The 19,799-nt window shown below is 73.1% G+C and carries 18 protein-coding genes; 9 read left to right on the top strand and 9 right to left on the bottom strand.

The window, feature by feature from the left end; all coding sequences use genetic code 11:
- Window positions 1–86: 86 nt before the first annotated feature.
- Together ACIBTS_RS26305 and ACIBTS_RS26310 are read right to left on the bottom strand one after the other, a co-directional pair.
- The gene (locus ACIBTS_RS26305) at window positions 87–644 is read right to left on the bottom strand and encodes a DinB family protein (RefSeq protein ID WP_399322582.1); all 558 of its coding nucleotides are present in this window, start codon (window positions 642–644) and stop codon (window positions 87–89) included.
- Window positions 641–769 carry a hypothetical protein gene (locus ACIBTS_RS26310; RefSeq protein ID WP_399322584.1) on the bottom strand — a complete coding sequence of 43 codons (129 nt, stop codon included), beginning with the start codon at window positions 767–769 and terminating at the stop codon, window positions 641–643. The genes ACIBTS_RS26305 and ACIBTS_RS26310 overlap by 4 nt, the downstream gene beginning before the upstream one ends.
- Before the next feature lie 70 nt (window positions 770–839).
- Between ACIBTS_RS26310 and ACIBTS_RS26315 the strand changes: the two genes are divergently transcribed.
- From ACIBTS_RS26315 to ACIBTS_RS26330, 4 genes are read left to right on the top strand one after another with little or no spacing between them, the layout of a single operon-like run.
- Window positions 840–1,238 (top strand): CU044_2847 family protein, encoded by a 399-nt coding sequence (locus ACIBTS_RS26315; RefSeq protein WP_399322586.1) that lies wholly within the window; start codon window positions 840–842, stop codon window positions 1,236–1,238.
- A 3-nt stretch (window positions 1,239–1,241) separates the two neighbouring features.
- Window positions 1,242–3,605, top strand: coding sequence for a trypsin-like peptidase domain-containing protein (locus ACIBTS_RS26320; RefSeq protein ID WP_399322588.1), 2,364 nt, complete (start codon window positions 1,242–1,244; stop codon window positions 3,603–3,605).
- Complete coding sequence (locus ACIBTS_RS26325; RefSeq protein ID WP_399322590.1) at window positions 3,602–4,564, top strand: AAA family ATPase; 963 nt, start codon at window positions 3,602–3,604, stop codon at window positions 4,562–4,564. The genes ACIBTS_RS26320 and ACIBTS_RS26325 overlap by 4 nt, the downstream gene beginning before the upstream one ends.
- A 38-nt stretch (window positions 4,565–4,602) precedes the next feature.
- Window positions 4,603–7,995 carry an SAV_2336 N-terminal domain-related protein gene (locus ACIBTS_RS26330; protein WP_399322592.1) on the top strand — a complete coding sequence of 1,131 codons (3,393 nt, stop codon included), beginning with the start codon at window positions 4,603–4,605 and terminating at the stop codon, window positions 7,993–7,995.
- A gap of 64 nt (window positions 7,996–8,059) precedes the next feature.
- Here the strand turns inward: ACIBTS_RS26330 and ACIBTS_RS26335 are convergent, their stop codons facing one another.
- The 5 genes from ACIBTS_RS26335 to ACIBTS_RS26355 form a co-directional block, all read right to left on the bottom strand.
- Window positions 8,060–9,049, bottom strand: a complete 990-nt coding sequence (locus ACIBTS_RS26335; protein ID WP_079660315.1) for a malate dehydrogenase — start codon at window positions 9,047–9,049, stop codon at window positions 8,060–8,062.
- A gap of 321 nt (window positions 9,050–9,370) precedes the next feature.
- Window positions 9,371–10,426 (bottom strand): helix-turn-helix domain-containing protein, encoded by a 1,056-nt coding sequence (locus ACIBTS_RS26340; RefSeq protein ID WP_399322594.1) that lies wholly within the window; start codon window positions 10,424–10,426, stop codon window positions 9,371–9,373.
- 108 nt (window positions 10,427–10,534) lie between these two features.
- The gene (locus tag ACIBTS_RS26345) at window positions 10,535–10,993 is read right to left on the bottom strand and encodes a helix-turn-helix domain-containing protein (protein WP_399322595.1); all 459 of its coding nucleotides are present in this window, start codon (window positions 10,991–10,993) and stop codon (window positions 10,535–10,537) included.
- A gap of 84 nt (window positions 10,994–11,077) precedes the next feature.
- Window positions 11,078–11,617, bottom strand: coding sequence for a DUF3017 domain-containing protein (locus ACIBTS_RS26350; RefSeq protein ID WP_399322673.1), 540 nt, complete (start codon window positions 11,615–11,617; stop codon window positions 11,078–11,080).
- A 58-nt stretch (window positions 11,618–11,675) separates the two neighbouring features.
- A complete protein-coding gene (locus ACIBTS_RS26355; RefSeq protein WP_079660318.1) occupies window positions 11,676–12,530 on the bottom strand; it encodes a bifunctional methylenetetrahydrofolate dehydrogenase/methenyltetrahydrofolate cyclohydrolase in 855 nt (284 codons plus the stop codon).
- Between the two features lie 283 nt (window positions 12,531–12,813).
- Between ACIBTS_RS26355 and ACIBTS_RS26360 the strand changes: the two genes are divergently transcribed.
- The 4 genes from ACIBTS_RS26360 (at window position 12,814) to ACIBTS_RS26375 (ending at window position 16,475) form a co-directional block, all read left to right on the top strand.
- Window positions 12,814–13,431 carry a hypothetical protein gene (locus tag ACIBTS_RS26360; protein ID WP_399322597.1) on the top strand — a complete coding sequence of 206 codons (618 nt, stop codon included), beginning with the start codon at window positions 12,814–12,816 and terminating at the stop codon, window positions 13,429–13,431.
- 144 nt (window positions 13,432–13,575) lie between these two features.
- The gene (locus ACIBTS_RS26365) at window positions 13,576–14,355 is read left to right on the top strand and encodes an FHA domain-containing protein (protein WP_399322599.1); all 780 of its coding nucleotides are present in this window, start codon (window positions 13,576–13,578) and stop codon (window positions 14,353–14,355) included.
- On the top strand, window positions 14,352–15,971 hold the full coding sequence (locus ACIBTS_RS26370) for a protein kinase (RefSeq protein ID WP_399322600.1): 1,620 nt from the start codon (window positions 14,352–14,354) through the stop codon (window positions 15,969–15,971). Before ACIBTS_RS26365 ends, ACIBTS_RS26370 begins: the two co-directional genes overlap by 4 nt.
- 90 nt (window positions 15,972–16,061) lie before the next feature.
- Window positions 16,062–16,475 (top strand): hypothetical protein, encoded by a 414-nt coding sequence (locus tag ACIBTS_RS26375; RefSeq protein ID WP_319675482.1) that lies wholly within the window; start codon window positions 16,062–16,064, stop codon window positions 16,473–16,475.
- Window positions 16,476–16,545: 70 nt separating this feature from the next.
- Here ACIBTS_RS26375 and purH read toward each other — a convergent pair whose 3' ends face one another.
- Together purH and purN are read right to left on the bottom strand one after the other, a co-directional pair.
- A complete protein-coding gene (gene purH / locus ACIBTS_RS26380) occupies window positions 16,546–18,129 on the bottom strand; it encodes a bifunctional phosphoribosylaminoimidazolecarboxamide formyltransferase/IMP cyclohydrolase (protein WP_399322602.1) in 1,584 nt (527 codons plus the stop codon).
- Entirely contained in the window at window positions 18,126–18,755 is a 630-nt protein-coding gene (gene purN, locus ACIBTS_RS26385; RefSeq protein WP_319333872.1) for a phosphoribosylglycinamide formyltransferase, read from the bottom strand. The genes purH and purN overlap by 4 nt, the downstream gene beginning before the upstream one ends.
- 281 nt (window positions 18,756–19,036) lie before the next feature.
- On the opposite strand from purN, the gene ACIBTS_RS26390 reads away from it, so the two are divergent.
- Window positions 19,037–19,780 carry a hypothetical protein gene (locus ACIBTS_RS26390; protein WP_399322603.1) on the top strand — a complete coding sequence of 248 codons (744 nt, stop codon included), beginning with the start codon at window positions 19,037–19,039 and terminating at the stop codon, window positions 19,778–19,780.
- Window positions 19,781–19,799: the final 19 nt, after the last annotated feature.

Consider the following 19,799-nt stretch of genomic DNA (forward strand, 5'->3'; position numbering starts at 1 on the left):
GCTTGCATGCGCAATCCATGGCCGAAAGTGCGCCGCGTCACTGAAAATGCGGGCATATGGGTACAAATGGAACAGTGATCGCTCGTTCAGCGAGGCGGGTCCTCCCCCACCCGGCCGTCTATCGACTCGCGGATCAGGTCGGCCTGGCCCACGTGGCGGGCGTACTCCTCGATCAGGTCGACGAATAGGTGACGCAGGCTGGGCGACTCGCCGCGCGCGCTCGTGTAGGCGACGAGACTGTCGGGGCCGCCCTCCGCGAGCGCCTGCCGGACATGGGCCCGGGAGCGGGCCACGGCCGCCTCCCACAGCCCGTACAACTGCTCGGGCGCGTCGGAGGCGGCGGACCGCCACTCCCAGTCGGGCTCGGCATCCCAGTCGACCGTGTCCCAGGGCGCGCCCAGCGGCTTGCCCAGCAGACGCCGGGTGAGGTACTCGTCCTCGACCAGCGCCAGATGCTTCAGCAGCCCGCCCAGGGTGAGAGTCGAGGGCGCGAGCCGGGTGTTCAGTGCGGCCGCGTCCAGGCCCTCGCACTTCCAGGCCAGGATCCTGCGCTGCCGCTCCAGGGAGCCGACCAGTGTGTCGGCCTCGGAGCCGGCGACGGGCGGCTCCAGCAGTACGGGCTCGTTGTTCTCAACTTCACTCATGACCCGCAGGCTACGGGCGGGCGGGCGGCCTCGCACAGGAACCGCTCGGGCGTCAACTCGGCGGTGTGGGCCCGGAAGTCGCCGAAGGCATCCCCGCCCTCGTCCCCGTACGGGAGGCTGGGCACTCGAACATGGAGCGCCGCTCTTCGACGCGGGGGGCTGGTCCGTCCTCGTCTCGTCGATCACAATGTCGGCGTGGCCCAACCGATAAGCGCAGAAGAAGAGTTGGACGACGGCACGCCCGTCAGATTCGTGCTGACGTCCGCGACTCCCGTCCACGACGGCGGTGCCGCCCGCCCCGACGGCGACGCCGACCTCCCCGAGGGCATGGGCAGAGCCGTCCCCGTGGCCACCGGAGGCGCCGCCGTCGCCAGCTTCGCGGCGGGGGCGCTGCGCACCGCGCTCAAACCGCTCGGGCCGCTGCTGCAAGAAGTCCACGACGTCGTCTCGGCCGTGCCGGACCCGCCTGCCGAGCTGAGCGTCACCTTCGGTGTGCAGATCGGACAGGATCTGAAACTCGGGATCGTGGGCGGCAACGGTCAGGCGCATCTCACGGTGACCGCCAGTTGGAAACCGGCGCCCGGCACGGAGTGAACCATGGGCTGGTTCAAGGCCGTGGGGACGTCCGGCGACGCGGAGGCGGGATCACGCGTCGCCTCCGTGCGCCGGTCGGCGGACGGCAGGACGGCGGGCGGGGCGGTCGTGCTCGGCATCGACACGGTGCTGACCTGCGCACACGTGATCAACGACGCCTTGGGCAGAGCACTCTTCGAGACCCGGACACCGAGGCTGGACGAGGTGTTCGTGGCGCTGGACGGCCCGCTGCGGACCACGCGGTACCCAGCCCGCGTGGTGCACTGGATCGCCCCGCGCGCTCTTGACGGCGGGGCGGTGCGGGACGGCGACCGCGAGTGGCTCGGCGATCTCGCGGTGCTGCGGATCGAGGCGCCGCTCGGCAGCGTCCCCGCCCCCGCACCCCGTGCGGCCATGACGCCCGGCCAGAAGGTGCGGGCCTGGCACGGCAGCGGGCACGGCGCAACCTTCGCGGATCTCGAGGTCGCCGCCCTGGACGGCCCGATCGGCTACCTCGACGGCAAGAGCACCGGGATGGCGGTCGGCCCCGGCTACAGCGGGGGTCCGCTCTGGTCGGAGGAGGACGGCGCCGTCGTAGGGCTCGTCGCCGCGCACTACATGCCACCGTGCGGTCCGGACGGGGCGCGTCTGCCGCCCGACCCGCAGCACCTGATCCGGCGCAGCTGGGGCATCCCCTGGCAGCGGGTCGAGGCGGAACTGCGCCCCCTCGGCGTCCTCGACCCGGACGGCACATGCGGGCCGGGAACCCAGCACGGCGCGGGGGGTGCGGGCGGCTTGGGGGGCGTGGGAAGCGGTGGAGACGTCGAGTCCGACGATCCCGCTCACGGCATGCTGGTGATGGCGCTCAGGAACGCCCTCGCGTCGCCGTACACGCTCGGTGACACCGCCCGTCAGCTCGCGCACGAGTGCGGGATCGCGCCGGGCAGCCCGGTGACGCCGCCCACGGTCGAGGAGTTCGCGGACTTCCTGGTCACCCATCCGCGCGCACTGCCCGCCCTGGTCGAGATCCTGCGGCCCAGGGACCCGAGGTCCGCCGACCGGGTACTGGTCGCCGGCCGGCTCACGGACATTCCGCTGCTGCTCGCACCGCGCGAGCACCGGCGGCTGCACCAGGTCCTGCGCCGGATCGAACGGCCCGTCCTCGCGCGGTTCCCCGAGGCGGTGCGCGAGGCGACGAAGCGGGTCGCGGTGCCGGCCGACGGGGACACCCTCGACATCGTCCTCGACCGCCTGGAGACACTGCCCGGCGACGGCCACTCCGACGACGGCGGGCCCCGGGTCCCCGCGCTGCTGCGGGTCGTCGAGTACATCGCCGCCCTGTGCCCGCAGCCCCGCAAGGCGGACCTGCGGCTGTGGTCGGACGGGGTGGCCGGACGGCTCGGCATTCCGTCGGCCGCGCTGCGCGAGCGGCGCTCCGACGCCGGGGACTGGGCCCGGATGCTGCGCGGCGGGGCGCGGCGGGTGCGGGTTCTGGCCCAGGTGACGCGGGCCGGGCGGGGGCGGCACCGGATGCGCGTGTGGTGCGACGAGGGCACCGGGCCGCGGCAGATGTCGGTCGACAGTTCCGCCACGTACTCGGCGTCGGGGGCGGCACGCGAACTGCTGCGGGTCCTGGAGTCCCTCGCGCCCTCGGCAACGGACGGGGCGCGACCGCTGGTCGAGGTCCTCGTGGACCGCGCCGACCTCAATCTCCCGGTCGACGAATGGGCCGCCCAGGCGCCGGGGGAGGTCGTGCCGGGTGTGCTCGGGGTCGAGTTCCCGCTGGTGGTGCACTGCCCGGAACTGCTGCGCCGGCACGAGCGGTTCCTCCCGGACTGGCGGGAGCGGTGGCGGCAGCTCGACTCGGGGGAGACGCTGGTCGTCTCGGACCCCGCCCAGGACCCGCACCAGATCTACTACGAGCTCATGGGCCGGCTCGACACCGTCCGCGTCTCCGTCGACGTCCCGCCGGGCCCGCGCGACGCCATCGTTCAGATCTGCCTCGCCGTGGGCATACCGGTGGTGGTGTGGGACCGCGGAAACGGCACGGAGGCATCGTCCTCGTCTTCTTCGTCCGCGTCCTCGTCCTCGTCCTCTTCGTCCGCGTCCTCGTCGTCTTCGTCTTCGTCTTCGTCTTCGTCTTCGGTGTCATCCTCGGCGGCCTCCGCTGCGTCTCCCTCTTCGACTCCCTCCTCGGCGCCGTCCCATGTCGTGCGGCACATGGCGGAGGTCGCCACCCGTGAACTGCCCGACGGGGTCCGTGTCTACCGGGCCAACGCCAGGGGGACGCGCGCTCCCGAGTTCCCCGGCCGCCCGGTCCTCGCCTGGGCGGACGCCGACCGCACGGTGCCCCGGCTGCACCTGACCGAACCCCAGGAGAGCGCATGACCTCCGCAGAGGATCCCGAGGCCCGCTCCGACTGGCGCCTCTTCCGCGGCGACGGTGTCCCGCGGGCCGTCGCCCTGCCCTCGGCCCCGCCGTGGCGCCGCTTCAGCCCGACGCCGGCCGTCCGCCCCGAACTGCCCTACCTGATCGAGCAGCAGCACGCCGACGTCGTCAACGCGGCGCTGCATCTGCGCCGCCCGCTGCTGGTCACCGGACCGGCGGGCACCGGCAAGTCCTCGCTGGCCCGTGCCGTGGCCCACGAGTTGCGGCTCGGCGAACTGCTGCGCTGGTCCATCAACAGCCGGTCGTCCGTGCGCGAGGCGCTCTACCAGTACGACGCCATCGGACGGCTGCGCGAGACCACCCTCAGCCGGGACCGGGGCGAACGCGAGCCGTCCATCGGGACGTTCATCCGGCTCGGCCCGCTCGGCACCGCGCTGGTGCCCTCCGCCACACCGCGCGCCCTGCTCATCGACGAGATGGACAAGGGCGACGTCGATCTGCCCAACGACCTGCTCACCGTCTTCGAGGAGGGCTACTTCGACATCCCCGAACTGACCCGGCTCCCCGAGGACATGGTCGAGGTGGAGGTGCAGACCGCCGATCACCGGGGCACGGTGACGGTACGTCAGGGACGGGTCCAGTGCGCCGAGTTCCCGGTGGCCGTCATCACCAGCAACGGTGAGCGCGACTTCCCGCCCGCCTTCCTGCGCCGTTGCGTCCGGCTCGAGCTGCCGGTGCCCGACGAGGCACGGCTGCGGGCCATCGTCACCGCCCACCTCGGCGAGGAGGCGCTGCGCGAGGCCGACGACCTGATCGACGCGTTCCTGCGCCGCCGCGCCCCCGGCGAACTCGCCACCGACCAGCTGCTCAACGCGGTGTTCCTGCGCACCGGAGGCGTCGACCTCAACGCGGAGGGCCTCCTGGACGCCGTACTGCACCAGCTCACCGGCGCGATGTGAGACGACCATGACGAGGCGGCCGTGGTGAGGGGGGTGCGGTGAGCGGGGGCGAGAGCCTGGCCGGCGCCGGATCCGGGGGCGGTGGGGCGCGGCTCGGGGAGGCTCTGCGGGTGTTGCGGGGTGTCGGGCATGAGCTGGACGCCGACCAGGTGCTCGACGTGCTGTGGCTGGCCAGGGTGCTGCCCGCCGGAGCGGCCACCGCGCTCAACCCGTCCACCCCCGCCGGGCAACCGGGGGACGCAGGTCCGTCCGCGCCCGACGCCGACGAGCCCGGTCCGAAGCCGCCGGCACCGGACCCCGACGACCCGGACCTGCCCGACCTCACCGCCCCCTCCCTGTACGGGTCGGCCCGTTCCGCGCCGCCGCCGATGCCGGACATCCGGCTGCGGCAGAGCGGCGAACCGAACCGGGCGATGCCCGTCCGGGTCCCCGAGGACAAGGCACTCGCTGCCGAACTGGCGCTGGGCCGCGCGCTCCGGCCGCTGCGCCGCCGCCACCCCAGCCCGCACCGCCTGGAGATCGACGAGGAGCGCACCGCCGCCGAACTCGCCGAGACGCGGCTGCCCGACGTGGTGCAACGGCCCGTGCAGGAGCGGTGGCTGCATCTGGTGCTGCTCGTCGACGACGGCCTGTCGATGCTCCTGTGGCACCGTCTCGGCGCCGAACTGCGCACCCTCCTCGAACGTCTCGGCGCCTTCGCCACCAACCGCGTCCTCGGCCTCGACACCCGCAGCGCCCCAGAACCCCGGCTGCACGCCCGCCCCTTCCGGCACGACAGCACATCCGTGCCGCTCAGCGCCGTCAGCGACCCGTCGGGGCACACCCTGGTCCTCGTCGTCAGCGACGGCATGGGCGCCTCCTGGCGCAGCGGCGCCCTGCACCGGCTGCTGTCGCAGTGGGCCTCCCGCGGACCCACCGCCGTGCTCCACACCCTGCCGCCCGACCTGTGGGAGGGCTCGGGCATCCACGCCGAGCGTTGGCAGGCCACGACTCGGCGCATCGGCGGCGCCAACACCTCCTGGGACATCACCGACCCGGTCCTCCCGGCCGACCTCGCCGCCTTCGACGGGGTTCCGGTGCCGGTCCTGGAGCCGACGGCGGCCTCCCTGCGCAACTGGGCCCATCTCCTCGCCTCCCCCGGCACCACGGTCCCGCTGCCCCTGCTGTCCCGTCCCGGGCGGCACGGCGCGAGCGGCCCCGCCGTCGGCCCGGGCGACGCCCAGCACTTCCGGGACGCCGCCACCCCGGAGGCGTACCGGCTCGCGGCGCATCTGGCGGCCGTGTCGCCACTGACCGTGCCGGTCATGCGGCTCGTGCAGACGGCTGTCCCGTGGCGGGCCCGGACCTCCCACCTCGCGGAGGTCTTCCTCGGCGGGCTGATGCGGCCGCACCCCGCGCCGGTGCCGGGGCCACTGCCCGCCAAACACCAGGTCTTCGACTTCTCCGACACCTCCAGGCTGGTGCTCCTGGACGCGGTTCCGCAGGCCGAACTGCTCAGAACCAGCCGCAGCATCGGGCGGCGCCTGGAGCAACTCGCCGGCCACTCACCGGACTTCCCGGCCTGGCTCGCCCACCCGGACGGTACGGCCCATCTCCCCGGCAGCCACCGCCCGTTCACCAGCGTCGAACGCCGGCTGCTCACCCGCTTCGGGGTGTCGTTCGAGCGTGAGGCCCTGGGGCTGGAGACGGGGCGCGGCGCGAGCACCGAATCGCCGGACGGCTGGACGTCCCTGCTGGAGGACGACCCCCGGCGCCTCGGACCGTACCGGCTGCTGCGGCGCCGGCGGCTGCGGCGGACCGTGGAGTACGACGCCGTCGACGCGCGGGGCGCCCACGTCCTGGTCCGCACCCCACGCCCCGACCACCCGGCCGGCGACGCCCTGGCGGCCGAGGCGGAGGCGCTGCGTCGGCTGGGCGGCCAGTACGCCCCCGCGCTGCTCTCCACCGAGCTCGCCGGACGGCCGCCCTGGCTGGCGGTGGCTCCGATCGGCGAAGGCCCGCAGCAGCCCGCCGCGCCCCGCCTGGCGGAGATCTTCAACGCGGCCCACACGGACGGCCGCGCCCCCTTCGACAAGATCACCGCGCTGGTCGTGGGCTGGCATCTCGCCAGCGCGCTGGCCCTGTGCCATCTGCACGGGATCGTGCTCGCGGACCTCAACGCGGAGAACATCCACGTGCTGCGCCGGTCGGTCGTCCTCGCGGACCTCTCCGACTGCGCCGTGGACGGCGCCTACGTGGGGACGGGGCCGCCGCCGCCCCCCGAGGACAACGTGCGCGCGCTGGGTGAGCTGCTCCAGATCGTCAGCAGCAAGGCCGGCTGGGAGCTGCCCGGTCAGCCGGAGGGCATGCATCTGTGGCAGGGCGACACCTGGCGGGCGCTGCGGCGGCGCGTCCTGCGGTGCCTGGCCGCGGACCCGGCCGAGCGGCCCAGCGCGGCCGAGGTCGCGGACGTACTGGCCCGGTACATCGCCCAGTCCCGCGTCACCCGCACCGTCCCGCCGGCGTCCGCGGTCAACGCCCTGCCCACGGAGCGCGTCCCGCTCGCCCTGCCGCCGGCCGGCCCGCTGTCCGGGGCCGGTGTGCCGTCAGGGCCCGGTCTGCCGGCGGGCCTGCGCCCGCCCCGCTTCGGCAGCGCCCGCCGCGAGGCGGAGGCGCGGCTGGCCCGGCTGCGGACGCCGCTGCGTCACGGCAGGCGCCTCACGGTGGTCGGCGCCTACCACTACAGCGGGCGGGCCACCACGACGATGGTGCTCGGCTCGCTGCTCGCCGCGGTCCGGGGCGAGCCCGTCCTCGCCCTCGACGGGGCGGCCCACGAGGGGGCCCTGGGACGCTTCCTGACGGACCGTAACCCGGCCACGGTGCGCGATCTCGCGGGGCTTTCCGCCGACCCGTCGTACGACGAGGTCCGCGCCCTGACCACCCGGCTGCCGTCCGGACTGGAAGTGGCCGCGCACCCGTCCGGCCACGCCAACCCGAACCTGGTGCACGCCCAGGCCTACGAGCATGTGCTGGCCCGGACGGAGCCGTTCTACTCCTTCGTGCTCACCGACTGGGCGCCGCAGCGGCTCGACGACTCGGCGGACCCCGTGCTGGACCTGACCGACCGGCTGATCCTGTGCTGCGGCACCGCCGACTGGTTCCTCGCCGCGGCCCGGCAGGTCCTGGAGCGGCTGCGCACCGCCCGCCGCTGGCGGCTGGCCGACGAGGCGATCGTCGTCGTCACCGAGGTCGACGGGCCTTCCGCGCGGCGCGTGCCGGCCGCCCTGGCGAGCCGTATCGGGGTGAGCGTGAACCAGGTGGTCGCGGTGCCCTTCGACCGGGCGCTGAGCTCCTCGTTCTTCCAGGAAAGGGAGTTGAACGGGCTGCGGACACCGACCCTGAACGTCTTCCTGGACCTGGCGGAGCGGGTCGTACGAACCCGGACGCACTGATCCCCGGACGCACTGATCCCCGGGCAGCCGCGGCAGCCCGGGGATCGGAAGCGGTGACGGGAGATCAGATGAGGCCGAGGGCGCGGACCGCCTCGCGCTCCTCCGCCAGCTCCTGCACCGACGCGTCGATACGGGCGCGCGAGAACTCGTTGACGTCCAGGCCCTGGACGATCTCGTACCGGCCGTCCTTGGTGGTGACCGGGAAGGAGGAGATCAGGCCCTCCGGGACGCCGTAGGAGCCGTCCGACGGGATGCCCATGGAGGCCCAGTCGCCGTCCGCGGTGCCGTTGACCCAGGTGTGGACGTGGTCGATGGCCGCGTTGGCGGCGGAGGCGGCCGAGGACGCGCCGCGCGCCTCGATGATGGCCGCGCCGCGCTTGGCGACGGTCGGGATGAAGTCCTCGGCCAGCCACTTCTCGTCGCTCACGACCTCGGCGGCGTTCTTGCCGGCGATCGTGGCGTGGAAGATGTCCGGGTACTGGGTGGCCGAGTGGTTGCCCCAGATGGTGAGGCGCTTGATGTCGGCGACCGTCGAGCCGGTCTTCTTCGCGAGCTGGGTCAGCGCGCGGTTGTGGTCCAGGCGGGTCATCGCGGTGAAGCGCTCGGCCGGTACGTCCGGCGCGGCGGCCTGCGCGATGAGCGCGTTGGTGTTGGCCGGGTTGCCGACGACGAGGACCTTGATGTCGTCCGCGGCGTGGTCGTTGATGGCCTTGCCCTGCGGCTTGAAGATGCCGCCGTTGGCCTCCAGGAGGTCGCCGCGCTCCATGCCCTTGGTGCGGGGGCGGGCGCCGACGAGGAGGGCGACGTTCGCGCCGTCGAAGGCGACGTTCGGGTCGTCCGTGATGTCGATGCCCTGGAGCAGCGGGAAGGCGCAGTCGTCGAGCTCCATCGCGGTGCCCTCGGCGGCCTTCAGCGCGGGGGTGATCTCCAGCAGGCGCAGCTTGACCGGCACGTCCGCGCCGAGCAGCTGGCCGGAGGCGATGCGGAAGAGCAGGGCGTAACCGATCTGGCCGGCCGCGCCGGTGACGGTGACGTTCACGGGAGTGCGGGTCATGGCGTTCTCCGTATGACAGCTGTCGGTGGGGCGTCCCTGCCCCGGGTGGGACGTACAAATGATCGATCTCTTGGTATCAAGAGATCCATCCAGCGGTCAGGCTATCGCGCATCCGGGATCCCGGACGTCCGGGGTTGTGTGGCCCGTCCCACAGAGCGGCTCGGCCGACGACGGACCGACGGCCGCCGGTCCGGGAGAGGAGGAACCGAGCGGCCGCCGTGGTGGGGGTACCGGGTCGCGCCGGACTCCCGTGGGGGTACGGTTCGCGTGCCCCGCCCGGACGGGGCTATTCCTCTCGCCGCCGTTTTTTCTTGACGGGCGCTATGGCGTGCAGCCCTGCTGCCCCGACGCCAGCACCGCGCACGCCTTCGCGTCCGCAGGGCTCTTCACCGCCACCATCGGCGTGTACGCGATCGTGTCGCCGGCGACCGTGATGCTGCCGGTCTGCCGCACCGACCCGACGGTCACCCGCACCCCGTCCCCCTGCGCGGCCTGCGTGATCCGGCCCCAGGCCGCCCGGCAGGTCCTGCTGTAGCGGACCTCGACCAGGGTCGCCCCGACCGTCGCGGTCTTCGCCGTCTCCACCAGGTCGCCGCTGCACCCCATCCGCTCCGCGTCCCGGCCCGTGCAGCCGGAGCCGCTGCACAACACCCCGGAAGGCAGGACAGGAGCCGAACCGACCAGCGGGGAGGGCGACTTGACGGTACCCACCGTCTGCTTCGCGTCCCCGCCGTCGGTCAGGAGGAACGCCCCCACGACGACGATCACCACCCCCACGACCCCGGCCAGGAACATCGCCGTCCGCCGCGGTCCGGCACCCGGGGATCCGGAGCCGCCGGAATCGCCGGACCCGCCGTAGCCGCCGGACCCGCCGGGCCCGGACTGCGAGGGCGCAATCGTCGGCGACACGCCCGCCGGGCCCGCGATCCCCGGAGTCACCGCGAACCGTACGTCACCCGTCCTGCGCGCCTCGGCCGTCCCGCGCGCCTCGGCCTTCTCCCGGCCCTCACCGTCCTCCCGTACCTCGGGCGGCGGCCCGAACTCCCCCAGGGCGGCGCGCGCCTGGGCGATCCGAAGGGCCTCCATGGTCCGGTCGTGCCGCATCTCCGAGCGGCTCCAGGCCCGTTCGGCCAGCTCCCACATGGTCGTCAGATGGATGGGCGGCGTGCCGGTGACCTCGGCCAGCGCCACGATCGCGCCCTTGGGGGCGAGCAGCCGGCCGTTGAGGTAACGCTCCCAGGACGTCTTGCTGTAGCCCGTGCGGTCGGCCACCGCCGCGACGCTCAGTCCCGTGCGGTCCACCACCCGCCGCAACTGCTCGGCGAACTCCCGCACCTGCGGATCGAGTTCGTCCGGCAGAGCCCTCCACCGAGGCATCGGACCCCCTCCCTCCGCCAAGTCCCCCATCGGTAACGTTAGACCCGATGTACAGACGATTCGGGACACATACCCGAACTGTCAACGTATCGACACGACGAGCACACCTCAGCCGAAGGCGACCGCTCCCCCGACGGCCGTGAGCAGCAGGGCGAGCAGGAGCAGGACCGCGTAGAGCAGGAGGCGTCCGGCGGGGCGGGGCGCGGGCTCCGGGGCGGGTTCCTCCAGCCGCTCCCACCAGGGGACCGTCGGATCGTCCTCGTACCCCCCGGCCGGATTCACCGACGCCGGCCGCGGCCAGGCCTCGACCGCCAGTTCCCAGCGCACGACATGGCGCTCGGCCTCCGCGCCGGCCAGCCCCGCGACCCCGCACAACGCGGCGACGGCCTGCCGGGGCGGCGGCTGGACGGCGTTGAGATACCGCTGCCAGGAGGACTTGCTGTACGCGGTGCGCGCGCCGAGCGCGGCCAGACTCAGGCCCGTACCGTCCTTGAGCTGCCGCAACTGTTCCACGAAGTGCCGAACCTCCGACGGCAGCCCGTCCGGCAGCGGCTGCCAGGCGCCCATTCCGCCCACCTTTCCCTCGATCCGTTGAGGGGACGACGCGGGGCGGCCGGACGGTTCCCGCCGGACCGGCCGGCGGGAACGGAATCAGTTGCTGGTGACCGTGAAGTGCAGGGTGTCCTTCAGGAACGGGATCTGCAGCCACGGGTCGGGCTGTGCCATCAGCGCCAGCAGGACGATCGCGGTGCCCAGCACCCCGTAGGTCGCGATGTCGGTGAAGCGGGAGCGGACGGCGAGCATGCCGACGCCGGGCAGCAGCCAGCGCAGGACAGCGCCGGTCAGCAGGCCGACGCCGATCAGGATGGTGCCGATCCGGAACACGTCGAGCGCGGTCAGCAGCAGGCCGAGCGCGACGACGCCCAGGACGGCGATGATCGGCCACTGCCGGGCGGCCAGCGCGTCGCCGTTCGCGGCCCGACCGGCGCCCTCGGGGCGCGCGGTGTCGCGGGTGAACTTCGGGAAGCGGCGGGTGGTGCGGCGCGGCACACCGTCGGGGCCGGGGGCGCTGACCGGGTCGCGCACCTCGATGTCGTCCCCGTCGTTCACGTCCTTCACGCCGTCCCCGCCGTCCGTGCCGTCCCCGCCGTCCTTCGCGCCCATGCCGTCCGTGGTGTCCGTGGTTTTCATGCCGTCCGCCGCGCCCTCGGCGTCCCTATCCTCGTCCTCGGCGTTGCCGGAGGTGCCCTCAGGCGACACTGCGCTCCGCCGCCTCGACCACGTTGACGAGCAGCTGGGCACGGGTCATCGGGCCGACGCCGCCGGGGTTCGGGGAGATCCAGCCGGCCACCTCGCGGACGTCCGGGTGGACGTCGCCCACGATCTTCCCCTCCGCGTTGCGGGAGACGCCGACGTCGAGGACGGCCGCGCCCGGCTTGACGTCCTCGGCCCGCACCAGGTGGGCGGAGCCCGCGGCGGCGACGATGACGTCGGCCCGCTTCAGATGCGCCGAGAGGTCCCGGGTGCCGGTGTGGCACTGGGTCACCGTCGCGTTCTCGGTGCGCCGGGTCAGCAGCAGCGGCATCGGACGGCCGATGGTGACCCCGCGGCCGACGACCACGACCTCGGCGCCCTTGATCTCGACGCCGTACCGGCGCAGCAGTGTGAGGACGCCGTTGGGGGTGCAGGGCAGCGGCGCGGGCTCGCCCAGGACCAGCCGGCCGAGGTTCATCGGGTGCAGGCCGTCGGCGTCCTTGGCCGGATCCATCAGCTCCAGGATGCGGTTCTCGTCGATGCCCTTGGGCAGCGGCAGCTGCACGATGTAACCGGTACAGGCGGGGTCGTCGTTCAGCTCGCGGACGACCGCCTCGATCTCCTCCTGGGTGGCCGTGCCGGGCAGCTCACGCTGGATGGAGGCGATGCCGACCTCGGCGCAGTCGCGGTGCTTGCCGGCGACGTACTTCTGACTGCCGGGGTCGGTGCCGACGAGGATCGTGCCGAGGCCGGGCGTCACACCCTTCTCCTTCAGCGCCGCCACTCGGGCGGTCAGATCGGACTTGATCTCGGCTGCGGTGGCCTTGCCATCGAGAATCTGGGCGGTCATGGGCCCATCCTCCCGGATGACGGGCCCCCGGTTCCAATCCGGGTGACGCCGTACGGGGCGCGGGCACCACCCGGACCTGTGCGTTCGTGATCAATGATGTTGCACTTGCACAACACCTGGGGAATGCCGCGGAATGCGGCTGGACAACAAACCGACCATTGCAGAACGATTGCCGTCACAGTGCCGCGGGCAGTACCGGGGGGACGACCGCATCTGTAGACCTTCCTCCGAACCAGGCCGCCCGTCGTCCCCGCACTCGAATGCACACGGAGGAAGGACCGCCATGAGTTTCGGCGACCCGAACAACCCCTACGGCCCGCCGCAGGGTCCGCCGCAGGGCCCGCCGCCCGGCTATCCGCCGCAGGGCCCGCCGCCCGGCCAGCCCGGCTACGGCTACCCCACCGCTCCCCAGGGACAGCCCGGTTACGGCTACCCGCAGGCCCCGCCGGTTCCCCAGGGGTACGGCTACGGCGTCCCGCAGGAGATGCCCGGCCTGGTCAAGACCGCCCGGGTGCTGCTGTTCATCCTCGCCGGCTTCCAGATCCTGGTCGGCGTCTTCGTCGGCGTCGTCGGCGGCCTCCTGCAGGACACCTCCAACGGCTTCGGCTCCGGCGACGACACCGGCACGGCGACCGGCGTGCTGATCGCGGTCGGTCTGTTCGTGATGGCGCTGGGCGCCCTGTCGATCTTCCTGGGCGTCAAGTTCAAGTCCGGCCGCGGCGGCATCCGGGTCACGACCATCGTGTACTCGTCGCTGATGATCCTCGGCAGCCTGGTCAACATCGTGAACGGCGCCGGTGGTTCGGGCACCTTCGGGGGCGTCATCTCGCTCGCGTTCGGCGGCATCATCCTCTCCGCGATGATCAGCGGCGGGGCCTGGTTCAGCCGCCCGCGGTACTGACCGCGGCGGCCGGACCAGCGGCACGGAGAGCGACGCAACGGCGTCTTCTCGCCATTCCTCGCCGGGGCCGTGTCGTGTCGTGACACGGCCCCGTCCCGTCACCCACTCTGATGCCGTAAGGGCGGGTGGGGACGGGGTGACACCGTGTACAGCATCATCGTCGTACCTCCGGTACCTCTGGTACAGCGGGAGGACGGACCCGGCGGCCAGGAGCCAGGGCAGCTGCGGCTCGCCCCCGGTGAGCGGCTGACCTTCGGACGGTCGGCGCACGACAACGACCTGGAGATCCCGCACGAGGGCGTCTCCCGGCGGGCCGGCGAGATCACCGCGCAGGGCGCGTTCTGGATACTGAGCAATTTCAGCCGGGACCAGACGTACGTCGTGGACAACCCGGAGGGCGCCGGCGAGCACATCAAGGTCGCGCCCGGACGGCTGGACGCGCCCGTCCCCTTCGAGTTCGCCCGGATCGTGCTGCCCGCGGCGGGCGACCTGTTGACGTTCGAGGTGTGGGCGCCGCGCCACGACTACCTGGGCGCCGCGTCGGGCCTGGACGGAGCGACCACGGCGCCCGCGTTCTCCCTCGACCGGGGAAAGCGCTACTTCGCGGTGCTGGCCGCCCTGTGCGAGCCCCGACTGCGGGGCGAACCGCACGCCGCGCTGCCCACCGTCGACCAGGTCGTGGCCCGGCTGCGCCCGGGCTGGCCCGCCGCCTCCCGCACCTCCGTGCAGTGGAACATCGACTACCTGGCCGTGAAGCTGCGGCTCAAACCCGGCCCCGACACCGTGGACCCGGGCCCGCGGCTCAATGGCAAGAAAGAGTCCCTGGTGTCGCTGGCGCTCCGCTTCGACCTGGTACGCGAGGACGACCTCGGCGTCCTGACGGGACGGTCGCCCGCACCCGCCGACCGGGCGGCGGTGCGGTGACCGAGCCGTACGCCGTCCGGGTCCCCAGGGGCTACCGGGTGGGCGGCTGGGAGGTGCGGGAGCCGATCGCGACCGGCGCGTTCGGCAGTGTGTACGCGGCCCAGCGGGACCTCCCTGACAACGATGCCCCCTCGGACGCGGCAGCCGAGCCCGGGACGGCCGCCCTCAAGTTCCTGCCCACCGGCACCCACACCCCCCGCCAGCTCGCCCATCTGCGCGAACTGGCCGAGCGTGAGGTGGAGTTGCTGAGCCGTCTCAGCAGCCCGCGCCTCATCCGCCTCTACGAGACCCTCACCGTGGACGACCCGTCCCGGCCCGAACTCGACGGCGCCACCGTGCTGGTGCTGGAGAAGGCCGAGGACTCGCTGGCGGCGCTGCTGAGACGCGACGCCGGACCCGCGGCCGGGCCGGCCCTGCTCGCCCAGGTCTGCGCGGGCCTGGCCCAGCTGCACCGGGCGGGCTGGGTGCACGGCGACCTGAAACCGGCCAACGTGCTGCTGATGAAGGACGGTTCGGCCCGCCTCGCCGACTTCAACATGGCCGCCGAACTGGAGGGCACGCACGCCTACACCCCGGCCTTCTCCACCCCCGACTACACCCCGCCCGAGCTGCTGTGGGCCGAGATCGGCGAGCGGGGCCGCCGGATCCGCCCCTCCGCCGACGTCTGGGCGTTCGGCGTCCTCTCCCACCTGGTCCTCACCGGCTCCTTCCCGCTGCCCGGCGGCACGCCGACGGCCCGCCGCGACGCGGCCGTCGCCTACGCCCGCGGCACCGCCGAACTGCGTCTGTCACCCCAACTCCCGGAGGACTGGCGGGACATCGTCCGCGCCTGTCTGGCCCGCACGCATGCCGACCGGATCGGCACACAGGCCCTGCTGCGCCGGGTGGAGAAGGCCACCGGAACGGCCCCGGCCGGCGGCCGGCTCCGTCTGCTCCCCGGCCACCCGTTCAGCCCGTTCAGCCTGTTCAGCCCGTCCCGCCCGTCCCGTCGTACGACGATCCTGGCCACCACGTTCGCGGCCGTCGTCCTGGCGGCACTCGGCTACGGCATCAGTACCTGGACCGGCAACGGAACCTCCGGCGACGACCGAGCGCCCGGCGGAAGCGTGTCGGTGACACCCGCCGCGCAGTACGGCGCCGTGGACCTGCGCACCGACAAGGGCGTACCGGCCGCGTACCGGCTGCTGATCGTCGAGACGGCGCACGACTGCAGACAGCCTGCCGTCACCCCCTCCCTCATCGCCGCCATGCTGAAGGTCGAGAGCGACTTCGATCCGGACCTCTCCGACCCCGCCGAGAACGAGTACGGCATCGCCCGTTGGACCCCGAGCGTGCTGCGCTGGTGGATGAACGCCGACGGCACGCCCGGAGAAGCCGTCCCGTCGCCCCCGTTCCCGCCGGCCGAGTCCATCCCGGCGATGGGCCGCTACCTGTGCTGGATCGCGCCGCGCCTGAAAACCGAACTCCCCGGCGACCGCCGCGTCCTGGTCGCCGCCGCCTACCGCACCTCGTGGGACGTGGTGAACAAGGCGGGCGGCGTCCCGCCGGAGACCCGCGACTACGCGACCCAGGTCGCCCACTACCTCAAGGAGTACACGCCCCCGGGCCGCTCGTGACCCTGAGAAGTCCGAGGTACCACCGCCCCCGGCTTCCCGCCACTGTGAGAGGCGTCCACCACGGGGGTGGCAACACCGAAGGGACACCTCATGACCATCAAGCGCACACTCGCGTCGCTCGGGGCCGCGGCGGTCCTCGCGGCGAGCGCCGTCGCACTGACGCCGGCGAGCGCGTCGGCCGCGAGCGGCTGCTGGGGGAACGCGGGACAGAAGACGGGACCGGGCGGCGGCACGTACACCGCGCGCTACTGCCACAACTACCAGGCCGCCGACATCGGCGTGGGCGACACGAGGACCGGCCACCTGTACGCCGGCGACAACTGGTTCGTCTGCCAGCAGCAGTTCGACACGGAGAACCCGCCGGTCGGCGACGCCCGCAACAACTGGTGGCTGTGGACGCTCGGCGACGTGGCGTACTCCAACGGCGGCTGGGGCTGGTTCCCGGCCAACAAGGTCTCCGGCGGAGGCAACTACGAGCGCATCCCGGGCCTGGCCGACTGCTGAACCGCCCGGACCGCCCGCGGCCTCCGGCCTCCTCGGGGGAGGGCCGGAGGCCGCGGGCATGCTCCGTCCGTCAGTGGAAGAAGTGGCGCGTCCCCGTGAAGTACATCGTCACACCGGCCTTCTTCGCGGCCTCGACGACGAGCTCGTCGCGGACCGAACCGCCGGGCTGCACCACGGCCTTGACGCCGGCCTCGACGAGGACCTCCAGCCCGTCCGGGAAGGGGAAGAAGGCGTCGGAGGCGGCGTAGGCGCCCTGGGCGCGCTCGGCGCCCGCCCGCTCGACGGCCAGCTTCGCGGAGTCGACCCGGTTGACCTGGCCCATGCCGACGCCGACCGAGGCGCCGTCCTTGGCGAGGAGGATGGCGTTGGACTTCACGGCCCGGCACGCCTTCCAGGCGAAGGAGAGATCGGCGAGCTCGGCGTCGGACAGCGCCTCGCCGGTGGCGAGGGTCCAGTTGGCCGGGTCGTCGCCGTCGGCCTGGAGGCGGTCGGCGACCTGGAGCAGCGCACCGCCGCCGATGGGCTTGAACTCCACGACGCCTGCGGGCCCGGCGGGCGCCTTCAGCACCCGGATGTTCTTCTTCTTGGTGAGGGCTTCGAGGGCCCCCTCCTCGTAGTCCGGCGCGACGATGACCTCGGTGAAGATCTCCGCGACCTGCTCCGCCATCTCCTTGCTGACCGGCCGGTTCACGGCGATGACGCCGCCGAACGCCGACAGCGGGTCGCACGCGTGCGCCTTGCGGTGCGCCTCGGCGACGTCCGCGCCGACGGCGATCCCGCACGGGTTGGCGTGCTTGATGATCGCGACGGCCGGCTCGGCGTGGTCGTACGCGGCACGGTGCGCGGCGTCCGTGTCCGTGTAGTTGTTGTACGACATCTCCTTGCCGTGCAGCTGCTCGGCCTGCGCGAGACCGGCGCCGCTGGCGTCGACGTAGAGCGCGGCGGGCTGGTGCGGGTTCTCGCCGTAGCGGAGGGTGTTCTGGCGCTCCCAGGTGCCGCCGAGGAAGTCGGGGAACCGCGACTCGTCGACGGGCGCGTAGGAGGAGGCGAACCAGGAGGCGACGGCCACGTCGTAGGCGGCGGTGTGCTGGAAGGCCTCGGCGGCGAGCCGCTTGCGGGCGGCGAGGTCGAAGCCGCCGTCACGGACGGCCGCGAGGACGTCGCCGTACCGTGCCGGGCTGGTGACCACGGCCACCGAGGGGTGGTTCTTGGCGGCGGCGCGCACCATGGACGGACCGCCGATGTCGATCTGCTCGACGCACTCGTCGTCGGAGGCGCCCGAGGCGACGGTCTCGCGGAACGGGTACAGGTTGACGACGACCAGGTCGAACGGCGCGACGCCCAGCTCGTCGAGCTGCTGACGGTGGCTCTCCAGGCGCAGGTCGGCGAGGATGCCGGCGTGGACCTTGGGGTGCAGGGTCTTGACCCGGCCGTCCAGGCACTCGGGGAAGCCGGTGAGCTCCTCGACCTTGGTGACGGGGACGCCGGCGGCGGCGATGCGGGAGGCGGTGGACCCGGTGGAGACGAGCTCGACGCCCGCCTCGTGCAGCCCGCGCGCGAGCTCTTCCAGACCGGTCTTGTCGTAGACGCTGACGAGCGCGCGACGGATGCCCCGCTTGCTGCTCTCGGCCGTGACAGTGCTGTCGGCGGTCACTGGATAACTACCTTTCGTCCCTCAATGCGATAGCCGTTACGGGCGAGCCGCCCCACGACCTCGACGAGCAGCCTTCGCTCGACTTCCTTGATGCGCTCGTGCAGAGCGCTCTCGTCGTCCTCGTCCCGGACCTCGACCACGCCCTGGGCGATGATCGGTCCGGTGTCGACACCGTCGTCGACGAAGTGGACGGTGCAGCCGGTGACCCGCGCCCCGTAGGCGAGCGCGTCCCGCACCCCGTGGGCCCCCGGGAAACTGGGGAGGAGAGCGGGATGGGTGTTGACGAACCGCCCCCCGAACCGCGCCAGGAACTCCTTGCCCACGATCTTCATGAATCCGGCGGAGACGACGAGGTCGGGCTCGTGGGCGGCCACGGCCTCGGCGAGAGCGGCATCCCACTCCTCGCGGGTCCCGAAGTCCTTGACCCGGCACACGAAGGTGGGGATCTGGGCCCGCTCGGCACGGGCGAGCCCTTCGATGCCGTCCCGGTCGGCCCCTACGGCCACGATCTCGGCGCCGTAGGCGTCGACGCCGGCGTCCGCGATGGCGTCGAGGAGAGCCTGCAGGTTCGTACCGGATCCGGAGACCAGGACGACGAGGCGCTTGGCCACGGGCTTGGCGGCCACGGTGGGGCCCTTTCTCGGGGAAGCACGTACGGGGTGGCGGGCCTGGACGTGGGCTTGTACTTTCGTACGAATGCATCGCGCCCCCGGATACGGGGAAGCCTACGAAGCAGCCGACCGTCAGCAACGATACCGGCACACCGGGCGGCCCCCACGGGACGGGGGCGTGGCCGGAAGGTAGCGTCTGGGGCGAGCGGGCTCGGGAACGCGGTGGTGGTGCGGTGCGTTCCCGGAGTGACAGCTCACGCCATACGCCGTATCTCCTAGGGGAAGACGCTCACTTGATGCCGGACCGCAGTCTGCGACTCCTCACGCTCCCCCCGCAGTCACCGCAGGGAGGGGAGCGCGGCGCCGTGCTGCTGCGGGAGCGCCCAGCCTCTCCCCCGGACGCCCCCTCGGGCGACAACAAGCCCCCCGAGGACGACAACCCGTTCGCCCCGCCGCCCGAGGGCACCCCGGACCGTCCGTGGCAGCCCCGGCGCCCGGAAGGCGGCGCCCCCGAGGGCGGGCGTGCGCCGTGGGGCAGCCAGTGGAGCGACCAGCAGCCCGGCCGCTCCCCCGGCGGCTTCGGCGAGCGCCCCGGCGGCGGCAACAGCCCCGAGGGCGGCGGCCCGGGCACGGAGCCCGGCAAGCGCTGGGACCCCACGGACCCCGCCCAGCGCCGTGCGCGCTACGCCCTGCTCTGCGGCATGTGGGCCTTCTTCTTCGCCCTCTTCGGCTGGCCGTACGTCGCCCTGCTCCTCGGCGCGCTGGCCCTGAACTGGGGGATCAGCGCCCTGCGCAGCAAGCCCCGCACCCCCGACCCCGACACGCCCGAGCCCACGGGCCGTCCCCAGCGGACCGCCGCCATCACCGGCCTGGTCACCGCGTCGCTGGCCCTGGCCCTGGTCGCCGCGAGCTTCACCGCCCAGTTCGTCTACAGCGACTACTACACCTGCACGAACGACGCCCTCACCAACGAGGCGAAGCAGTCCTGCAACGACCTCCTCCCCAAGGAGCTGAAGGACATCCTGGGGGCCAACGCCTGAGGGAGGTCACCCAGGGCGA

Source organism: Streptomyces sp. NPDC050121, from assembly GCF_044460385.1.
Classification (GTDB): domain Bacteria; phylum Actinomycetota; class Actinomycetes; order Streptomycetales; family Streptomycetaceae; genus Streptomyces; species Streptomyces soliscabiei.

Bases quoted from the DNA above. Each gene is read 5' to 3' on its own strand.
- ACIBTS_RS26390 (WP_399322603.1), top strand. From the start codon at position 19,037: ATGCCGGACCGCAGTCTGCGACTCCTCACGCTCCCCCCGCAGTCACCG.
- ACIBTS_RS26345 (WP_399322595.1), bottom strand. From the start codon at position 10,993: ATGGGCGCCTGGCAGCCGCTGCCGGACGGGCTGCCGTCGGAGGTTCGG.
- ACIBTS_RS26335 (WP_079660315.1), bottom strand. From the start codon at position 9,049: ATGACCCGCACTCCCGTGAACGTCACCGTCACCGGCGCGGCCGGCCAG.
- ACIBTS_RS26340 (WP_399322594.1), bottom strand. From the start codon at position 10,426: ATGCCTCGGTGGAGGGCTCTGCCGGACGAACTCGATCCGCAGGTGCGG.
- ACIBTS_RS26355 (WP_079660318.1), bottom strand. From the start codon at position 12,530: ATGACCGCCCAGATTCTCGATGGCAAGGCCACCGCAGCCGAGATCAAG.
- ACIBTS_RS26350 (WP_399322673.1), bottom strand. From the start codon at position 11,617: ATGAAAACCACGGACACCACGGACGGCATGGGCGCGAAGGACGGCGGG.
- ACIBTS_RS26305 (WP_399322582.1), bottom strand. From the start codon at position 644: ATGAGTGAAGTTGAGAACAACGAGCCCGTACTGCTGGAGCCGCCCGTC.
- ACIBTS_RS26325 (WP_399322590.1), top strand. From the start codon at position 3,602: ATGACCTCCGCAGAGGATCCCGAGGCCCGCTCCGACTGGCGCCTCTTC.
- ACIBTS_RS26320 (WP_399322588.1), top strand. From the start codon at position 1,242: ATGGGCTGGTTCAAGGCCGTGGGGACGTCCGGCGACGCGGAGGCGGGA.
- ACIBTS_RS26360 (WP_399322597.1), top strand. From the start codon at position 12,814: ATGAGTTTCGGCGACCCGAACAACCCCTACGGCCCGCCGCAGGGTCCG.
- ACIBTS_RS26375 (WP_319675482.1), top strand. From the start codon at position 16,062: ATGACCATCAAGCGCACACTCGCGTCGCTCGGGGCCGCGGCGGTCCTC.